The 19,832-nt window shown below is 43.4% G+C and carries 17 protein-coding genes and 1 pseudogene; 8 read left to right on the forward strand and 10 right to left on the reverse strand.

The window, feature by feature from the left end; all coding sequences use genetic code 11:
• Window positions 1–499: 499 nt before the first annotated feature.
• The 3 genes from F6K64_RS32590 to F6K64_RS32600 all read left to right on the forward strand — a co-directional run bounded on the left by F6K64_RS32590 (window position 500) and on the right by F6K64_RS32600 (window position 8,820).
• A complete protein-coding gene (locus F6K64_RS32590) occupies window positions 500–5,662 on the forward strand; it encodes a WD40 domain-containing protein (RefSeq protein WP_008186508.1) in 5,163 nt (1,720 codons plus the stop codon).
• Window positions 5,663–6,129: 467 nt separating this feature from the next.
• Window positions 6,130–7,425 (forward strand): carboxyl-terminal processing protease CtpC, encoded by a 1,296-nt coding sequence (gene ctpC / locus F6K64_RS32595; RefSeq protein ID WP_008186509.1) that lies wholly within the window; start codon window positions 6,130–6,132, stop codon window positions 7,423–7,425.
• A gap of 687 nt (window positions 7,426–8,112) precedes the next feature.
• Window positions 8,113–8,820 (forward strand): hypothetical protein, encoded by a 708-nt coding sequence (locus tag F6K64_RS32600; RefSeq protein WP_008186510.1) that lies wholly within the window; start codon window positions 8,113–8,115, stop codon window positions 8,818–8,820.
• Between the two features lie 159 nt (window positions 8,821–8,979).
• On the opposite strand, the pseudogene F6K64_RS32605 reads toward F6K64_RS32600, so the two are convergent.
• Window positions 8,980–9,207, reverse strand: a pseudogene (locus tag F6K64_RS32605) (class I fructose-bisphosphate aldolase); the annotation flags it as partial.
• A 301-nt stretch (window positions 9,208–9,508) separates the two neighbouring features.
• Here F6K64_RS32605 and isiD point away from each other — a divergent pair.
• The 3 genes from isiD (at window position 9,509) to F6K64_RS32620 (ending at window position 11,740) form a co-directional block, all read left to right on the forward strand.
• Complete coding sequence (gene isiD, locus F6K64_RS32610) at window positions 9,509–9,721, forward strand: protein IsiD (protein WP_008186512.1); 213 nt, start codon at window positions 9,509–9,511, stop codon at window positions 9,719–9,721.
• On the forward strand, window positions 9,718–10,962 hold the full coding sequence (coaBC, locus tag F6K64_RS32615; protein WP_008186514.1) for a bifunctional phosphopantothenoylcysteine decarboxylase/phosphopantothenate--cysteine ligase CoaBC: 1,245 nt from the start codon (window positions 9,718–9,720) through the stop codon (window positions 10,960–10,962). Before isiD ends, coaBC begins: the two co-directional genes overlap by 4 nt.
• Before the next feature lie 379 nt (window positions 10,963–11,341).
• On the forward strand, window positions 11,342–11,740 hold the full coding sequence (locus F6K64_RS32620) for a hypothetical protein (RefSeq protein WP_008186515.1): 399 nt from the start codon (window positions 11,342–11,344) through the stop codon (window positions 11,738–11,740).
• Between the two features lie 421 nt (window positions 11,741–12,161).
• Here F6K64_RS32620 and arsC read toward each other — a convergent pair whose 3' ends face one another.
• From arsC to purS, 7 genes are all read right to left on the reverse strand, one after another.
• Complete coding sequence (gene arsC, locus F6K64_RS32625; protein ID WP_008186517.1) at window positions 12,162–12,557, reverse strand: arsenate reductase, glutathione/glutaredoxin type; 396 nt, start codon at window positions 12,555–12,557, stop codon at window positions 12,162–12,164.
• A gap of 60 nt (window positions 12,558–12,617) precedes the next feature.
• The gene (locus F6K64_RS32630) at window positions 12,618–13,334 is read right to left on the reverse strand and encodes an MIP/aquaporin family protein (protein ID WP_008186520.1); all 717 of its coding nucleotides are present in this window, start codon (window positions 13,332–13,334) and stop codon (window positions 12,618–12,620) included.
• 16 nt (window positions 13,335–13,350) lie between these two features.
• Window positions 13,351–13,806: an ArsI/CadI family heavy metal resistance metalloenzyme gene (locus tag F6K64_RS32635; protein ID WP_008186521.1), complete on the reverse strand. Its 456-nt coding sequence runs from the start codon at window positions 13,804–13,806 to the stop codon at window positions 13,351–13,353.
• Window positions 13,807–13,956: 150 nt separating this feature from the next.
• Window positions 13,957–14,283: an ArsR/SmtB family transcription factor gene (locus F6K64_RS32640; RefSeq protein WP_008186524.1), complete on the reverse strand. Its 327-nt coding sequence runs from the start codon at window positions 14,281–14,283 to the stop codon at window positions 13,957–13,959.
• A gap of 14 nt (window positions 14,284–14,297) precedes the next feature.
• Window positions 14,298–14,600, reverse strand: a complete 303-nt coding sequence (locus tag F6K64_RS32645; protein WP_008186527.1) for an MSMEG_0570 family nitrogen starvation response protein — start codon at window positions 14,598–14,600, stop codon at window positions 14,298–14,300.
• Between the two features lie 298 nt (window positions 14,601–14,898).
• Window positions 14,899–15,594: a phosphoribosylformylglycinamidine synthase subunit PurQ gene (gene purQ / locus F6K64_RS32650; RefSeq protein WP_008186529.1), complete on the reverse strand. Its 696-nt coding sequence runs from the start codon at window positions 15,592–15,594 to the stop codon at window positions 14,899–14,901.
• On the reverse strand, window positions 15,591–15,872 hold the full coding sequence (gene purS, locus F6K64_RS32655; protein WP_008186532.1) for a phosphoribosylformylglycinamidine synthase subunit PurS: 282 nt from the start codon (window positions 15,870–15,872) through the stop codon (window positions 15,591–15,593). The genes purQ and purS overlap by 4 nt, the downstream gene beginning before the upstream one ends.
• A gap of 310 nt (window positions 15,873–16,182) precedes the next feature.
• Between purS and F6K64_RS32660 the strand changes: the two genes are divergently transcribed.
• Entirely contained in the window at window positions 16,183–16,593 is a 411-nt protein-coding gene (locus tag F6K64_RS32660; protein ID WP_008186534.1) for a Fur family transcriptional regulator, read from the forward strand.
• Window positions 16,594–16,855: 262 nt separating this feature from the next.
• Window positions 16,856–17,068, forward strand: a complete 213-nt coding sequence (locus F6K64_RS32665; RefSeq protein ID WP_008186537.1) for a hypothetical protein — start codon at window positions 16,856–16,858, stop codon at window positions 17,066–17,068.
• A 709-nt stretch (window positions 17,069–17,777) separates the two neighbouring features.
• Here F6K64_RS32665 and F6K64_RS32670 read toward each other — a convergent pair.
• Window positions 17,778–18,770 carry an SPFH domain-containing protein gene (locus F6K64_RS32670; protein ID WP_287253725.1) on the reverse strand — a complete coding sequence of 331 codons (993 nt, stop codon included), beginning with the start codon at window positions 18,768–18,770 and terminating at the stop codon, window positions 17,778–17,780.
• Between the two features lie 306 nt (window positions 18,771–19,076).
• On the reverse strand, window positions 19,077–19,493 hold the full coding sequence (locus F6K64_RS32675) for an NfeD family protein (RefSeq protein ID WP_008189469.1): 417 nt from the start codon (window positions 19,491–19,493) through the stop codon (window positions 19,077–19,079).
• Between the last annotated feature and the right edge of the window lie 339 nt (window positions 19,494–19,832).

Here is a 19,832-nt window from a genome sequence, read left to right on the forward strand (position 1 = left end):
ATTACCTATTACCTATTACCTATTACCTATTACCTATTACCTATTACCTATTACCTATTACCTATTACCTATTACCTATTACCTATTACCTATTACCTATTACCTATTACCTATTACCTATTACCTAAAATCCCGAAATTGTGTACCTCATAGCTATGAGAATTGCTATATAGTTCCACCCCACTATAAAAAATGAAAAATTCCGGGAAATCACTGATATCCCGGCTAGGGACTTGAGGAGAAATAAGTGAATTTATCATTGCTATTAATAATTTTAATTAAATATATTTATCAACTAAGTAGTAGTAATTACTGAACTATTTATCAAGGTAATTATGATAGACGTTTTTCTTGAGTAAGACCTGATTATGCTTATTGTTTTTTATAAGTGAAAACCCATACTTACCGATAAGTTCTGATAGTAATCTTACTATCTAGAGGGTAAATCACCCTAGTAATAGGGAATTTCTGTACCAGTAGGGGTCAAAAGGTTAGTGACATGAAGCAGCAAAATCCCCCAGAAACACTAGCCCCATACAGTGCTCGCTCTCTATTAAGCCTATCCCGGGCAATAATGTTCTCCCAAGGAGAATTTGCACTGATTTTGGTGCGATGCAACTACGAGTTATTTAGGAAGCAAATATGGCAGTATGTTCGAGAAATTACAGAGCTCACCATAGGTGAGCTAATTCTTAACAAGTCTAGTCAAACTCTATTTAGTAATATTTTTACCACCCAACAGTATGGGACAACATCTGCCCTAATGGTATCGGGTCTAGAGTCAGTTGATGGCATCAACCAGGTACTACTTTCAGCTAACCAGGTGCGAGATGAATTGCCCAAATGCTTAACCTGTCCCTTAGTGGTATGGGTAACTGACAAGGGACTTCAAAAGTTGATCAGGCTTGCTCCATATTTTAAAAATTGGGCTACTACCTCGATTCGGTTTGAACTTACCATTGACCAATTACTCGCTTTATGTTACAAGACCACAGATGAAATTTTTGCCAGTATTTTGGCTAAAGACTTGGGAGAGTTTTTGCCCAACAAGGTGCTTTCTTTAGCTTCCGATTGCCCCCGACGCCAAGAATTTGAGTGGGCATTACAGGATTTGCAATCTCATGACATCAGCGTAGATTCTGTCCTACTAGCTAGCAAGCACTTTATTCTAGGGCGAGATGCCTTTGAAAATGACCAGATTAATCTGGCCTTGGAGCATTATCAGCAGAGTCTAAATTTTTGGCAACAGGATATAGGAGAATGGGCAGGCTGGTTGTGCAGTGAGGCTCCCCATTCACATGAACAATATTATAAACCGGTTAAACAGGTAAAGGGATTTACAACTATCCAAGCCAGAGCTTCGAGGAAGAGAAAAGAGGGCAAAAGGGACACAGGTAACTGTTTCGACCAACGTCTCGGACAAACTAAGCACTCAATCCCCCCCTTCTCTCATCCCCCCCTCACCCCTTCAGGTTTAGAACGGCTTGGTTTAGTGTTCTATCACATCGGCTTGTGCTATTGCCGTCAAGCCCAGTTGCAAGGCTCCATCGGTTGCCATCAGTGGGAGCAAGCCCAGAAAAGCTTCTGTACTGCCATTGAGGTGTTTACTACAACAGGACGCTTGGACTTGGTGGCTCAGTTGACCATAAAACTGGGAGAAGTCCTACAACACCTGGAAAATTGGACAGAATTAGAAGCTTTAGCGCTAGCGTTTCTGGCACAGCCTCAAACTCAAGATAAACCAGTTCAGCTCTCTCGAGCCTATGGCTTTTTGGCAACAGTTGCCTATGAGCAATCCCATTGGAACCGTGCTATAGACTTAGCCCTCACAGCTGTGGGTACTCTGGAGACATATCAGCCGACTCTCAACGCTCAAAAGCTTTGCCACCGAGGTTCCTATCTGCTGCTAGCGGCTAGATCTGTGCGTCAGCTGGGCAAGCCAAAATCTGCGATTAATTATCTTGAACAAGCCATAAACCTCAAAACTATCGAGCCCAATCCTCTACAGCAGCAGCCTCAGCTGTTCATGGAACTGTTGGAGGAATTGCGTACGCTCTACTTCGAGCAAAAAGCATACCAACGAGGCTTTGAACTTAAGCAACAAAAACGCTTGATAGAACAACAGTTTAGGTTTTCTACCTTTGCTGGTATGGCTCCGTTACAGAGTGTCGGGCCAAGTCGAGAAATTGATGCAACGATTACCAAGAAAGGTTTTTGTCCATCAGCCCTAGAAATTGCAGCCGCTGGACGTCAAACCGATGTCAATAGCCTGCTCGAACGCATTAGCCGCAATGACCACAAACTAACCGTGATTCACGGGACTTCTGGGGTTGGCAAGAGTTCCCTGATTAATGCTGGTTTACTTCCTGCACTTAGCTCCAGAATTATTGGTGCTAGACAAACTTTGACGGTGGTGCAAACGGTTTACAGGAATTGGCTCGGTGAGCTGGAAAAACGTCTAGACCTTGAATTAGCAAGTACAGTCCTCTTCAAGTTTAAAGATGCCAACCTTTCACCTTCAACCGTTCAACCAACCCCAAGGGAACGCCTAGGGCGAACAACCTACCCCAAGGGAACGCTTACGGCGAAAGCCATTCTCGATAAGTTGTATCGGTGTTCCCAGCATAACTTATTAACCGTCCTGATTTTTGACCAGTTTGAAGAATTTTTTTTCCTTGCCACCGACTTAGGGCAACGGCATCAGTTTTATGATTTTTTAGCCCAGGCTCTCAATCTCCCCTTTGTAAAAATAATCTTGTCTATGCGAGAAGATTATCTACATTACTTGTTGGAATTTGAGCGCTATAAGGATCTCAGTGTCATTAACAACAATATCCTGGATCAGAAGCTGCGTTATCACTTAGGGGATCTGTCCCCAGAGAATGCCAAAAACGTTATTCACTCCTTAACAGCAGTATCTCAGTTGAAGTTAGAACCTGCTCTAATCGAGGCACTGCTAAAGGATTTAGTCACCAATACGGGAGTGGTGCGCTTAATTGAGTTACAAGTCGTGGGTGCTCAGCTACAAGCGGAAAAAATTACTACCCTTCCAGGATACCGAGCTTTGGGAGATGACCCCAAGACAGTTCTAGTAGAGCGATCGCTTTCCCAAATTATCTATGATTGTGGGCCAGAGAATGAAGATGCCGTCTGGGAGGTTTTATTCTCCTTAACCGATCAACGAGGTACCCGTCCCTTAAAAACCCAAGCTGAGTTAGCAGTCTCCAATGGTAACAACGCCACACTAACTCAAATCCCCTTGATTTTGGAAATTTTGGTAGGTTCTGGTTTAGTCTTCCGAGTGCCAGAAACACCACAAAACCGATATCAGCTAATTCATGATTATCTAGTTCTACCGATTCGTCAAAAATATAAGCAACGTACCCAATCTAATATTAAAGTACGGCTAAAACAAAGTGAGAGTCAACTGTTGCGGGTTCGTAAACAACGATTGCGTGCCATTGCCATTAGCACAGTGATGGCAGTTTTAGCAGTGACCAATGGTGGGTTGAGATGGCGAGCCGAAGCTCAACGAATCAATGCTATGCTTAGTGCGCTGAGTGCCTCTTCAGAAGCTCTTTTCGTGTCCAATAAAACCTTTGATGCTTTGCTCGAAGGGTTAAGAGCCGCAAAAAAACTACAGCAGGAAGAGCAGCAATATCTACCATCTCGAACAGTAGAGGCAGATACCCGTCTACAAGTAATCACAGCTCTGTCCCAGGCAGTTTATTCAGTTTCCGAACACAATCGACTGGAAGGACATAGTGATATTGTTTCGAGCATCAGTTTTTCCCCAGATGGTCAGTTTATTGCCTCCACCAGCCGCGATAAAACGGTAAAACTGTGGCATCCTGATGGCAAGTTAATCCAAACAATTGAAGGTCATCAAGATAGTGTAACCAGCGTATCGTTTAGTGCAGATAGTCAGTTAATTGCCTCTAGTAGCTGGGATGGCACAGTCAGACTATGGCGTCAAACTGGGGAGCTAGTCAGAACAATTACCACTGATGCTGGTCATATATACAGTGTCAGTTTTAGTCAAGATGGCCAGATGATTGCTGCAGCTGGCAAAGATAAGAAAATTCGATTATGGACCGTTGATGGCCAATTAATTAAAACCTTTTCCGGTCACCGGGGTGTAGTGCGGTCGGTAAGCTTTAGTAGAGATGGCAAGATCATTGCTTCTGCTAGTGCGGATAACACCATTAAGCTGTGGAGTCAATCGGGAACATTGCTAAATACTCTTAGAGGACATAGCGCTCAGGTTAACTGTGTAGTATTTAGTCCAGATAGTCAGTTAATTGCCTCCGCTAGCGACGATCAAACGGTCAGGTTGTGGAGTACCAATGGCAAACTAATCAAAACCTTTCCCAAGCATCAGCGATGGGTCCTAGGTGTTGCTTTCAGTGCTGATGGTCAGCTGATTGCCTCTGCCAGTGATGATAATACCGTGCGGCTATGGAACCGTGAAGGCACTTTAATAAACACCTTTAAGGGACACAGCGATGGGGTTAGTGCTGTCAGTTTCAGTCCTACTGAGCCCTTTAGTTCTCAAGACAACCTAGCCCACAGCAATTCTCATATCCCTCTACAACCATCCAACCCTCAAACTGACCAACTGATTCTGGCTTCAGCCAGCCACGATAAAACTATCAAGCTCTGGAGTAGTATTAATCAGTCTCACGTGATTTTAAGAGGGCATCAAGATGATGTACAGGATGTAACCTTTTCTCCAGACTCTCAACAGATTGCCACAGCTAGTAATGACAGAACTGTTAAGCTTTGGGATCGCAACGGTAAGCTGCTCCAAACCTTGACAGGGCATCATGATCTGGTCTATAGCATTAGTTTGAGTGCTGATGGTGAGCTAATTGCCTCCGGTAGTCGAGATGGCACCGTGAAACTCTGGCATCGTAGCGGTACTTTGATTAAGACAATAAAAGCACATCAGGACTGGGTATTGAATGTTAGTTTTAGTCCTGACTCGAAGCGGCTCGCGTCTGCCAGTCGGGACAGGACAGTCAAAATTTGGGATCGCACTGGTAAATTGATTCATACCCTCAGTGGTCATAGTGAGCGGGTTAATGCAGTTAAGTTTAGCCAGGATAGTAAGCGATTGGCATCGGCCAGTGATGATAAAACTGTAAAGCTGTGGAGTGCTGATGGGAAACTCCTGAAAACACTACCAGGTCATCGCAATTGGGTTTTGGATGTCAGCTTCTCACCTGACAACAAGTTCTTGGCAACCGCTAGTTATGATAACACACTGAAACTCTGGCGCAAAGATGGCACTTTACAATCAACCCTCAAAGGCCATACTGATAGTGTGGCAAAAGTCCGTTTTAGCCCCAAGGGCAAAATTTTGGCAACCAGCAGCTGGGACAACCAGGTTCAGCTATGGCGCTTCGACGACACCCTGATCAAAACGTTGAAAGCTGGTGAGCATCGCGTCACAAATCTTAGCTGGAGCCATGATGGAACAGCCTTGGCAGTGGCTAGTGAAGATGGGACAGTGGCCATTTGGAATTTGAATTTAGACGATCTGCTAGATAAAAGCTGCCACTGGCTAAGAAATTATCTCCAAAACAACCCAGAGGTCAGAGAAAGCGATCGCCAACTTTGTCAGCTGATGACAAACAGCTATATAAAATCGAATAATTAGTAGGTTCGAAGCGGTAATGTTAGACTGGGAAATGGTGAATAGGTAATCATTGAACAACTAACGATGAAAACCAATGACCACAATAATTTTCCGGAGGGGAAGTTGGGTGGGAGGAAAATTAATAATATGGGACTGATACCCCCAGCTTCCTTATCCTTAGTCAGGATAGGTTATTTCTTGAAATCCTAGCTAGATGGGATTATGGTGGTGTGGTGTGGTGGTATGATGGCCTGATTAGCTAATGAGGTTAGTATGGATAAATAATATCCTCACGACCCTAATCAACAACACAGATGACCCCTAAAAGGCTATAGCCATAGGGGTATCTTAAAAGGGTTAGACTACCCAAAATTGAACAAGGGGGTGTCAGTCTCAGATTGATTTGCATAGGAGCTGTCTGGCATCCCCGTTCGTTAGATTTAACTTAGCTCCTTTGCATTAGTTTCCCGACCTTAAGCGAAAGGATTATGGTAATTACAAAACGTGGCCTGGTTCTTGGTGCGACAGCAGTAGTCCTAACAACTGTAGCAGTTACAGGAGCTGGTCTTCATCTATCTCAAAGTCAGGCTTTCTTTCGCGAGAGTCCTAAGGAGCTAGTTGATGAAGTTTGGCAAATTATTAACCGCAGGTATGTAGATGCTACCTTCAACCAGGTTGATTGGGAAGAAGTTCGCCAAGATTATCTGAATCGGTCTTACAGCAGCAAGGAACAAGCCTACAAGGCAATCCGGGAAATGCTAGAGCCCTTGGACGATCCTTACACCCGGTTTATGGATCCCGAAGAGTTCAAGAATATGCAGATTGATACATCTGGGGAATTAACTGGTGTAGGTATTCAGATTGCCCTGGATGAGGAAACAAAAAAGTTGATGGTGATTTCCCCCATTGAAGATACCCCAGCTTTTAAAGCGGGAATCCTGGCGAAGGATATCATTATCAAAATTGATGGCAAGAGTACCGAAGGTATGGATGTCAACGATGCAGTACAACTGATCCGAGGCAAGCCAGGGACTTCCGTGACTTTGACCATTCAGCGAGGCCAAAAGGTAGTAGACTATCCGATCACACGAGCTAGGATTGAAATCCACCCTGTAAAGTATAGCTATCGGGAAACTTCAGATGGTTATGGCATCGGCTACATTCGCCTTTCTCAATTTAGTGCTAACGCGGCCAAGGAGATGGGGGAAGCAATCCGAAAGTTAGAAGATCAGAACGTTAGTGGCTATGTTTTAGATCTCCGCTCTAACCCTGGGGGGCTACTTTATGCCAGCATTGAAATTGCTCGGATGTGGTTTGATTCTGGTACGATTGTGTCAACAGTTAATCGAATCGGCAAAGCCGAATACCAGAAAGCAATTAATCGCTCTCTGACTAATAAACCATTAGTGGTACTGGTGGATGGTGGTTCAGCCAGTGCTAGCGAAATTCTTTCGGGTGCTTTACAAGACAATCAACGTGCCATATTGGTAGGAACTAAGACTTTTGGTAAGGGCCTAGTCCAATCCGTCCGAGGGCTTGGAGATGGCTCAGGTCTGGCAGTAACTATTGCTAAGTACCTTACCCCTAGTGGTCGCGATATTAATAAGTCTGGAATTGAACCAGATATTGTGTTTGAGCTTTCGGATGAACAGCGTAAAGACTTGCAGAAAAATCGTGACAAAGTTGGCACCTTGGAAGATGCTCAGTATGCCAAAGCGTTTCAGATTTTGATGCAGGAAATTGCTGCCAAACAAGGCTCAAGGGCAGAAGGTAAAGCTCGTTAAGCCTTAAACCTTTCACTGATTGAGAGTGGGTCGAGTGTGGCAAGAGATGGGAGATTTTATGTTACCAATTCTCCCAACTACTTCTAATTGGTAATTGGTAATTGCTAATTAGTAATTGGTAATTAGTAATTGGTAATTGGCAAACACACTACGGTTATAAATTAAGATATTTTACTGATCCGAGATTCCTTGTTCCCCTTTCCCTTTCAAGGAAAGTATGATGTCGTAAGTTTATGTCTTAGTGTTATATTTGGTAAGTTATCGGGCTTTCCAAGTAGTGTATTCTGAGAAAAATTTTTGCTATTCCAGACTTAGTATACATTGAGTCAGCATTGTTTTGATGGAGCGGTCTTGTTGATAATTGAGACCGTTTTTTTTGTACCACAAGTCAGAATAATTACCAAATCATGAGGATCCTAGCCCGGTTCGTCGTCAGATCAATTTCCTTACTGAGCAAAAAGTAGAGACGTAGTATGCTAAATCTCTACTGGTCTGAAACTTTACTGAATCTTTATCAAAAGCAAACTGATTTGGTATTAATCTATGTAATTAACGTGAGTTAGTAAAAATGCCTAATTCCGTAAAGAAATAGGGGGTTAAGTAGATTCATGTCATTTAACCTCATAGTATTTTTTGATATCAAAAATATACCACTTAATTAACCAGCATATGACTACCTCAAAGTCGATGAAAGAAAAATCAGTCCCTTTCATTCGAGCAGCAGTTGTTGTTTTAGGAACCTCAGTTGCTTTACAAGCCACTGCTTTAGAACCGGTGAGTGCAGCGACTTTTTCTGTAGGAAATAGCACTGGTGGTTTATTTGTAGCCGACTTTTTCCCACCAGGAGAAATCATAGATTTGCCATTTCCGGGTCAAAGTTTTACGCCCAATGTACCAGGTGATGCGGGGAGTGGCACAGCTCCCACATCCGGTTCGGTTTTGTTAAACTCATTTACCCTAGGCACTCAAAATTCGGGTATTGCCTATGTCTTTGACTCGCGATTCACAGGTATTCCTGCTGATTTATCCAGTCAAACGGTAGGAGTAAATGGTTTATTGGGGAGTAGTACCTCAGTCAGTAACGGTACATATAAATTTGCTGAAAATGGGCTCAAACTGGCTGACGTATCAGCAGAATACTTTGTTTATATAGATACCCGAGTAAACTTTGAGTTGGCCCAAGGAAACCCCTATACTGGTGGGACTGGGTTTGCTGCTGAAGACCCGATTAATCGTGATCCAACCTACATACTGGGGAGCGAAGCAGGGTTGGATGACCCGGATTTAGTGTTTTTTGCTAATTTGACCACTGTACCAGAACCTGTTTCAGGGCTGGGATTATTGGCCTTAGGTGCTTTAGGTACTGGTTTAACCCTTAAGAAAAAGCTAGTTTAGTTTGCCTCACAATCTAATTAGCTACAATAATTAGTCATACAAACCCCACTTGCTTCTGTTGTGGGGTTTGTTGTAAGCATTCAGCCCTCAGCTAATTGGCTACAGATGGTGCTACTTGAGGTGCTATCACCCATCTGAGCCTACTGATCAAAGAGGCTAGACTATCAATGAACCAACGATCAGCAGTAGTCCAGTTGAATAAAACTGCTGGAGACTGCGGAGCACTTGGCAATAGCGATCGCTATTTCCAAAAATCCGTGCCACCCAATCAGGGCCAGGGAGATGCAATAACTCTTTCCTCAGCTTTGCCTTGTAACTAAGCAGGCTTTCGGCTTCATCACCCAACCAGGATTCAATCGATTGGGATGTGGTAAGGGTAGCAGTCATAACCATAAGAGTTCATAGAAAAGTCACTCTACTTTTATTTTGACAATTTCTGATTGGGAAAGGGGCTTTAATAATAACTAATAATAACTGACTACTTACAGCTAGTTTGTGGATAATTTGTATTTCTATGGTAAGCCTCCATACAAATGACCCCTAAAAACTGATAAAAAATTTACGAATACTTCACCCTAAAGCTGGTATTATCTATACTCAGTTGTGTAACTAAATAGGGATAATATAAGTAAAGTTGTCGAAGAAGTACAACTGTTAACAAAAAAGCTAACCAAGAGAGGCGTGAGTGATGGCAACTACGACCATTTCCCAACGTGACCTTAACGCTCTCAGTGCAGAGGACGTTGCCAAGTTGGCTGCACGTCTAGAGCTGGATGATTACTCTAGCGCATTTGAAGGACTCAAAGATTGGCATCTGCTGCGGGCACTGGCGTTTCAGCGTCCAGAGTTAGCAGAACCCTATATCTACTTACTGGACATAGAAGCTTACGACGAGGCGTGAATAAGGGTAGAAAAGTTTTAATTGGTGTATGTGGGGGCATCGCTGCCTATAAAGTTTGTGAGGTTGTTTCTACCCTATTTAAGGCGGTCACTGAAGTAAGGGTAATTCTAACCCAGGGAGCTGAAAAATTTATCACTCCTTTGACTCTAAGTACCCTCTCTCGCCATCCAGCTTATACAGACAACGTATTCTGGCAAGCAAAGCACGAACGCCCGGTGCATATTGAATTAGGGGAATGGGCAGAAGTATTGGTGATTGCTCCTCTGACCGCTAATACCTTAGGTAAGTTGGCTTATGGCTTAGCAGATAACTTACTAACCAATACGGTTCTAGCGTCTAGTTGCCCTATTTTGTTGGCACCAGCGATGAATACAGATATGTGGAAGCAGCAGTCAGTGCAACGAAATTGGCAACAGCTGTTAAGTGACCCCAGGTATCATAGTGTTGGTCCAACAGCAGGACGGTTAGCATGCGATCGCATTGGTGCAGGACGGATGGCAGAACCAGAGGAGATAATCGCCTCTATCCAATCCCTGCTGTACACTGGTGGCAAACGAGACTTAACCGGTAAACAAGTCTTAATCAGTACTGGTGGCACTCGGGAATATATAGATCCAGTACGCTTTATCGGGAATCCCGCCACAGGCAAGATGGGACTAGCCCTAGCCCAAGCTGCCAGAAATCGGGGAGCAGTTGTCACCCTAGTTCATGGACCGGCTACTTGGGAAGCACCGATGGGTATCCGGACAGTTCCAGTAGTTAGTGCTACTGAGATGCATCGGGCAATGCTAGCAGATTTTCCCAATGCTGATTTGATTGTGATGGCAGCAGCGGTAGCAGATGTAACCCCCGGAATCTACCAGGATATGAAGATACCGAAGCATGGACTTCCTGCTGCTCTACCCCTAAAACCGGTGCCAGATATCCTAGCTGAATTGGGACGACTGAAACAGCCCCATCAGTACTTAGTTGGATTTGCAGCACAGACTGGAGATATTATCAAACCTGCGTTACAAAAATTAAACAAAAAGCGATTGGATGCAATTGTAGCTAACCCAGTTGACAAACCAAACGCTGGTTTTGGCAGTGATACCAACCAGGCAATTTTGATTGATAAAACAGGACGGCATCAACAGATTAATCGCTGCACTAAATTAGAGTTAGCTCACCGTTTATTTTATTTTATCCAAAACAGTCCCGAGGACAATAGTAATGTAAAGTATCAAATAATTACTAGATAACTAGTATTACTATAAGTAGTCGGACACAAGTTTTGGGCTCTTTGTAAAGTTTTGTAAGCACAGCCAAAACGCTTCAGGGTAAGCGCAAGAAAAAATTGCCCATAATGTGCATTGGCTGGATATCGGTTGAGCGTGGCTCGAAACCCCTATAATCTGGTAGAACTTTATTCTCAATAGAGTTGGCTTGTTGATAATAATGCCCTTTTTTTCTCAATAAGCTACAGCTTATTGATTCTTGCGCTTACCCTGCCAAAACGCTTGTGGCACAATAATAAATAATAATTAGCCTTGTTGTTACATTTATTAATACAGAACTGTTAGTGATCTACTTTAAACTAGTAGATATAATAATTCCAATCAAAAATAGACTTTTTGTATTATGTCTACACGTTTATCTACTACTCTTATAATTCCACTTATTGCCTCGGGACTATTAACGGCATTCCTTCCTAGAGCAGCTAGGGCAGAAAGACCTACCTGGGGTACTGGTTCTGGTTGGTCAGCTGTTAGCACAACTAGCCGGACAGCTTGTGAATTAAAAGCACTCGAAAAATTCAAAAAGTACGAAGCTGCAGGAAAGTTACAAAACGGAACTGTAAGACGTTTGCGAATGTCTGGTGTAGAAGGTCGAATGCAGGGTAAAGATGCAATGTTCGTTTTACTTTGTGCCCCTGATGGAGATGCTGTCTATGTATTCGACGTTTGTCCTGTGAGTGTTTGTAGAGAAAGTTCAGTAATTAATTTGCGTAATGAATTGGGTCAAACGATGGTTTGGTAATAACGCCCAAGAACATTTGTGTTGGCTTACGCTATCGCGATGCTGTTGGCGAAATATAACTTCACACGCTGAAACCCTTGTGATTTAGCGATCACTCATCAAACCATTATGTAGTTTTGTTAAGCGAATAACAGCATAATAATGCTTTCAGAAAGCGCGGTTTTATACACACTATGTTCGGTAGAGTCCCTTTTTTTTGAGTTATGACCCGATTTTGAAAACATCGGGCATAACTCAAAAAATTGGACGGAATTGACCGGTGATATCGTCTTATAGATAAGGATACTAAAGACAGAACATAAAATTTTTTCCAAAGTCCAATCAACTGTAAATCAATAGCAATCCTAAATCAATTGAGAGAATGTTTGTTCCCTGTTCCCTACTCCCTGCTCCGAAGTCCCTGTTCCCTTTGCTAAACTAATTAGCTCAATGTTTCCACTAACTTAGCTACTCGTTCTTTAATTTCATCTCGGACACGGCGAAACGTCTCTAGTAGTTGCCCATCAGGATCATCAAGCTGCCAATCTTCAAACACATCTCGTAATACCCAGGCTTCTGGTAAATTAACACCACAGCCGCACAAGGAAATTACAGCATCATAGTCTTCAGCCTTGAAATCCTTTAAAGGATTAGACGTCTGGTCTCTAATATCTATATTAATTTCATCCATTACTTGAATTGCTGTAGGATGAACTCGGCTTGCTTCTAGTCCAGAACTAGTAACAGAAATCTTTCCTTCTCCTAAGGTTCTAGCAAACCCCTCCGCCATTTGAGAGCGGCAGGAATTTCTTTTACAAACAAACATGATTTGTTTCATAGTAATTTGTTAGTTTTTAGTTGTTAGTTTTTAGTTGTTAATTTTTAGCTAGCTATGGTTTTATTGAATATCCCTAAATCCATGGGAAAGTTGCCGATAGGCAATCACAGCTAATTGCGCTCCTACAATTGGGGCAACCCAATAAATCCATTGATGTTGCCAAATTCCAGCTACTACAGCTGGCCCCAATGAACGGGCTGGATTCATGCTGGCACCGGTAATTGGTCCGAAGCAAGCTGCTTCTAATGCTACGGTTAAGCCAATAGCCAAACCAGCAAAGCCAATGGGAGCACGGCGGTCGAGACCAGAGCCTAAGATGACAAACATTAAGATAAAGGTGAGTACTACTTCCAGGACTAAGGATTGAAACCAGTTCCCTTGTAGAGGCAGAGTTGCGCCAAGATCAGCAACATACCCCAGTGTCAACAACAGTAATGTTGAAGCAGCGATCGCACCAATGCATTGAGCCAGGATATAAGGTAACACCTTGCGAGCGGGAAAAAAGCCACTAGCCCAGAAAGCAAGAGTCACAGCTGGGTTAATATGGGCATCGCTAATATGTCCTGTGGCATAGATTAAAGCAGCGACCACTGCTCCAAAAACAAAACTGACGCCCAGATGAGTTAAGGCTCCACTAGTGATGTGATTAACCATGACAGCACCAGTGCCAAAAAAGACTAAGATAAATGTAGCCATGCCTTCAGTTACTGCCTCTCGCCAGCAATGGGATATTAAGGGCCCGAGAGTTTGTTTGGGTATCAGTTTGCGGATTCTCATTTAAAGGTGATTTAATTTATCCACAGCAGGAGGATGTCACAGTATTGGATTCCTGCTGAGAATTGTCGGTAATCTTGAGATTCATCTCGGGTGAAGTATCTTCGACGTTCACCACAAATACTTCCCAGCGGTTACCATCTGGGTCACTTACCCAAACTTTATCCTGGATGGCATAGCAACAGTGAGTGTTCTTTTCCTCTAACACCTCTAGTCCTGCAGCTTGAAAACGCTTGATCTGAGCTTGTACGTCTTCTGTCGTTTCAACCTGTACACCTAGATGAGATAATGTCCCACCAGAGTCCATGTTGGGGTTTAGTTCTAGGGTGAGATTGAGGGGCGGATTTGCCAAATCAAATTTGGCGTAGTCAGCTTTGTATTTAACTGGAGATACACCAAACATTGCCTGGTAAAAGGTGACAGATTTGTGAAGGTCAGTGACATTCAGGGAGACATGAGTTTTGAGAGTAGCCATGAAGAACCCTCCTGTTTTACTAATTAGTTAATCCTAATATATCAAAAAAAATTGATTTATTGCTTAAACAATAGTTAAGCCATCGGCTGAATTGGCTAATGGTATTGGGCTAATGGTATTAGGTACATCAAAAGCAGTCTAGACCCTAAGCTAGTCTGAGCAACAACTACGGGTAGGTACCATCACAGCTGTGCGACGAAATTCTGCCAAATATTGCTCTAAAACCACAAACTGGGGCAAATTCAGGCTGTAGTACATCCACCTTCCCTGTTGGCGGGGGCGAATCAAACCAGCTTGTTTAAGGGTTTTGAGGTGAAATGATAGTTTTGATTGCTGGACATTTAAGCGATCGCATAAATCACAAACACACAACTCTTGCGATCTCAGTAGCTCAATCACTGCCAGGCGCAGGGGATCGGAAAGAGCATGGAAGCCAGCGAGGATAGTAGTGGAGTCTGGAGCAGAAGTGGCTTGCATCAATTTTTATTGAATTATTCTGTGGGTTGGACATCGATAAATTTAAGTAATCGCACTTTTGGTTCAGATAGATTACTATACTTCTTAGCTGTGTCTTCTATTTGCTTCAGTTGTCCTAGTGCTTTGCTACAAGAGAAACCAAATTGAGCTTTGACGCGATCACTACCATCGTTAAGCGCAGTTCGAGATAGTGCCACAAATTCCGACAGAGAATAGTCTTGCTCAGCATTAAAATATTTCTTGACTACTAGAGAAGGAGAATAGCAAAGTTCCTGATAACCATCAGGCCATTCAATCTGGAAGTGAGTTTCAGGCATCTTCTTATCTGATCGGATTTTATATTTTAGACTTGGAATTTTTTATTTAATTAATTATAACGATAAACTTGAACAAAGACTTGCCGTCCAGTCAAGGGCTAACCTCTGCTTCCTTTTGCTTTTAAAAATACCCTTTCCCGCATTTACAGCGACCAATTTCAAAAATACTAAACTGAAGTTTCTGGCAATATTTCTCAGTCAACCAGATCCGGTATAATTGGAATCTGTGGCACACATATAACGTTTAGGCGACCCATGTAGCGGTCGCGGTTATCGGTAATTTGTGGTATTGAAAACACTAGCAATTGTTAAAAGTCTTTAACAAACTCTGAAACAATCTCATCCCATCGATATTGCCTAACATCGGATCAGCTGCTCGTTCTGGATGGGGCATCATACCCAAAATTTTGCCAGTGGTATCACAAATTCCGGCAATGTTATTTAGGGAACCATTGGGATTACCTATTGTCTCTATCTCTCCTGAAACAGTAGCGTAACGAAACAATACTTGACCATTGTCTTCGAGAGCTTTGAGAGTTTCAGCATCAGCGTAGTAGCGCCCTTCACCATGGGCAATAGGTAGACTTATAATTTCTCCTGGGTGATAAGCTGTAGTCCAATATAAATCATTGCGCTCTACTTTAACTGGAACGCGATCGCAAATAAAATGTAAGTCCCGATTTCTGACTAATGCCCCTGGTAACATCCCCATTTCGGTCAGCATCTGGAAGCCATTACAAATGCCCAAGACAAATTTACCCTGTTTAGCATGGTCTACCACCATTGGCATCACTGGAGAAAACTGAGCAATTGCGCCACAGCGCAGGTAATCCCCATAGCTAAAGCCCCCAGGGAGTACCACCACATCTAAGTCAGAAATATCGGTTTCTTGATGCCAAACCATCCTGGTTGGACATTGGAGTAAGCTAGTTGTAACATAGGCCATATCGCGATCGCAGTTTGACCCAGGAAAGACCACCACCCCAAATTTCATGCTTCCACTCCTAGTTGTGCTGACATCTCAACCAATTCAAAGCGATAATTTTCAATAACTGGGTTGGCTAAGAGCTGGTCGCAGATCTGATTCAATTGCTCTCGCGCCGTATCTTCATTAGCAGCACTCAGCCTCAGTTCGATATATTTACCAATACGCACCTGTTCTACACTCTCGTAGCCTAGCTGCTTCAGTCCTGACTCAACAGCTACACCGGCTGGATCCAATACGGAATTTCTAAGTGTAACATAAATAGAAGCCTGATATTTTTTAATCACAACTCTCCCCTTTCACTGTATAATGATAATGGATATAATATCAAGGATGAACGATCAAGGATTAAAAAAGTCTATCAATTAGGTTACTGATAGGTTACTGAGCAACTAGTATTTTTTTGAGCTAGTATTTTTTGAGCTAGTATTTTTTTTAGCTGCCACAGCGTGTAACTAGGGCTAGCCTAATCCTGGGATTTGGGCACAGCCGCGATCATTATTGCTCATGATCCGTTGATCATTAATCCTTCTTTACAGTTTGAACCAACAAGCACCATTAACATCAAAAAATTTCTAGGATATTAAAAAAAGATTAATGAAAGGCCAACGCACCCGCTCCCAAGAGCGAATTCTGAAACTGCTCACAACCTTGAATCGGGCTATGTCGGCCCAAGATCTTTATGTCGAGCTGCGCAAACGTAAGCAATCTATGGGTTTGGCTACAGTTTACCGCGCTTTGGATGCTTTAAAACTGGAAGGAATGGTGCAAGTCCGGACTCTTGGTAGTGGAGAATCCCTCTACAGTGGTGTACAAGAGGATCAACATCACCTCACTTGTCTCAATTGTGGCATGTCTATTCCCATTGAGGAATGTCCCATACCTCAATTACAGAAGAAGTTGCAAAATTCTTATCAATTCACTATTTTTTACCATACCTTGGAATTTTTTGGATTATGTGAACAGTGTTCTGTAACCAATGCTACAGAATATCAAGATTCAGAATGAGATAATACCGTAATCACCTAAAACAGCCCTGCTAACAGAAGCTTGGTGATGCTGGCGACGCCCTTACCTAACCAAAGACACCATATCAGTACAATGTACAATGTTCCATTGTACACAGATTAACTGTCCTCTACATCATTAACATAAAAAGCTTAAAAAGCTTAAAAAGGGGTGATAAGTACTGTAGAGGGATAGTCTCAATTGGCTTTTGCCAGACTTTCAGCCTCGAAGGTGCTAATTGATTTTAACAGGTGCTTGTGTTATGGCTAATATCAGGGAAGTTGTACAAAAAGCACTCAAAACTCGCTATTTGAGTGTGACAGAAGAAGATAAGCTACGGCAGCTTCTAACCAGAAAATATCCACTGGAAGACTTAAATGCCTTCATGAAGCTACAGCTAGCTGTGATGAATGGTTATGTTAAGCAAGAATCTCGTGAGATGTTCTGTTCCAAGGAACTTTCTCAAGGGATTTAGCTAAGACCGCGATTCATCCCACACCTCAATGCGCATTGAGGTGTGGGATGAATCGCGGACAGGAACTGTGTTGCATAGGTTGAAGAATGCTATAATGAAAATAGTAGGGAAGACAAATTAAGAGCTAACTGCCACCTACGTACCTCAAAATTGAACTTTTTTGTGTTGTTCCGGTGGGTCGGGGCATCCCGGAGACGAAACCTTAGAATAGGGTTTGAAGTTACCGTAAGATAAGGTCGCCTTTTTGGGTTGTAGGTTATGCAGAAAAGGTTTAAAACTATTGTTATAAAGGCGACCTTATCTAAGGTTTCGTCTCTTGCCTTAATCATAAAGTTTTAACTCTTTACCCATAGCCGACTAACCATAAAGGCTGCCCTATTCTTGCGGTAACTTCTGACCGTATCGTTAATAAAGCTTGCCGAACGCGCCCCGCGTGGCCTACGGCCTTGTATCCTAACCAATGGGCGGAGTTGGCAAGAAGCCCACACTGACCTATCGGTTCAGTGTGGGAGTATGTCACGTATTCTGTGGTTATCCCACGGCCAACGGGTTCAAACCGCGTTGGCTTTAACCGCTGTCAATAGACTCCTATATCCCTTGGCTGTCTTAACAGCTGTGGATTTGCTTGATTGGAAGATTTTTTATGTTTAGACACAAGCCCCACCTAAACGGGGATACCCGTTTAGGTGGGGCTTATTGACGCTGAACTTTACCTTTGATTCATCTCAATACCTAGGGAATTGGGATTAACCTTGTCTCCATCACCAACAATCGAACGCATCCCTTCAATGGTTGCTGGAATGCTGCGAGGGTCCATGAACATCACTTTACTACTCTCGCTAGTACCAACTTGCATACCCATATCGATATAATTCTGAGCCAGTAAAAACTGGAGGGCATCACGAGCATTCGGGTCATTATCAAGAGTCTTAGCCACAATTTTGAGAGCCTCAGCAGTGGCTTGTGCCTTGAGAACCTGCTGCTGTCGTTCTGCCTGAGCTTTCAGAACTATTGCCTGTTGTTGGGCTTCAGCGTCCATAATCGCAGCTTTTTTACGGGCTCCAGCATCTAACTCTAGTGCCTCGGCCTTACCTCTGGCAGTGTTAACCGCAGATTCTCGTTCCCCTTCAGAGGTCAAAATTGCCGCCCGTTTACGCCGTTCTGCGGACATCTGTAACTCCATTGAGTCCTGCACTGCCTGAGATGGCACAATGTCCCGCAGTTCCACCCGGGTGACTTTAACTCCCCAAGGATCAGTGGAAATGTCTAATTCCCGCAGTAGGGTTTCATTGATTTGAGAGCGAGCAGTAAAGGTTTGATCCAGTTCCAGTTTCCCCATTTCAGCTCGAATCTGGGTCAGCACCAAATTCTGCATGGCGGAGCGCAGGTCTTCAACCTTATAGTAGGCTTTCTCCATATCCATGATCCGCCAGTACACCACAGCGTCAACGGTAATGGAAACATTATCGGAGGTGATACAAGGCTGAGGTGGCACATCAAGGACTTTTTCCCGAATGGTTTGCTGGAAAACCACCCGCTCAATCACGGGAATGACAAAGTTGAGCCCAGGTTCGAGTTTTTTGCCACTATATTTTCCCAATCGTTCCACTAAGGCTTGGTTTCCTTGATTAATAATCTTGACGGAACCGAAAAGACCTGAACCGCCCAAAGCTAAAAACACAAGCAAAAACCACTGTGACACGCTCTTTCCTCCATTTCTGGTAGTGTTTTACAAATTTGTTGTTAGAGGGGGAGCGGATGGGTGGGGGAGGGCATAAAACTGATTTAGTCTGATTCTCAAGTGCTTGAAGCTGACTCTATTCCCCTTTGTCCAACCTGAATTTTAAACTGTTTTTTGACAAAAAACAGTGGACTGGGTGAGCAGGGAGACTCCCAACAACTAGTAACTAGGGGGAGTAATAAATCTACCGTTGACTCTATTACTCCATCACCCTATTAACCCATCACTATCCCCTGAACCTGGCAGAGCACCCTTGGTCGATCAACTTCAGTCATGCAATAGGTGATGAGGCACAACAATCAGGGTAGTGCCTTCCCTACGCACTACGTAGACTTTTTGGTTGGGTGCGATCGCATCTGCATAGTCTTCACAACGGGCACGCCATGAGTTGCCTTCATAGAGTACCCGCCCAGTTTGCCCTGGCAGAATTTCTGTCAAGGTTTGAGCTTCCATCGCATCCAAATTTTTGCCCACTCTAGCAGGGGGCATCAGGCGACGGGATAAAAAGACTGAGGCAGTGGAAAGCAGCAACCATAACCCCACTTGTAGGGTATAAGATATGGGCAAAATCGAGATCACAAATGCTACGACCAAAGCACTGATGCCCATCATGAAAGCAACAAATGCTGTTGGCACAAACAGCTCGACTAAGCACAGCATTGACCCGGCAATTAGCCAAAGCATCGAGGAACTTACCATCGGCTCATAATATACAGGGTATGGGGTAAGTAGTTGCGGGTAACTCTAATTTATTTTGTCTGACGTCAGACAAAGATATAGGTTGCTGAGTTATGTTAATTTTCTTGAATCTACTAGACAACTTTGAGAGAAAATGTTTAAAAGCTCAAACAACCCCTCTTGTGACATACTCCTAAACTGAACTCGCCGAGTCAGTGTAGGCTTCTTGCCAACTCCACCCAACGGGAACGGATACAAGGCCGTAGGCCACGCGGGGCGCGTTCGGCAAGCAATATTTACGACACGAGATGCCCCTCCGCGCCGGAACAATACAAAAAAGTTCTA

This window comes from Moorena sp. SIO3A2, assembly GCF_010672265.1.
Lineage (GTDB): Bacteria > Cyanobacteriota > Cyanobacteriia > Cyanobacteriales > Coleofasciculaceae > Moorena > Moorena producens.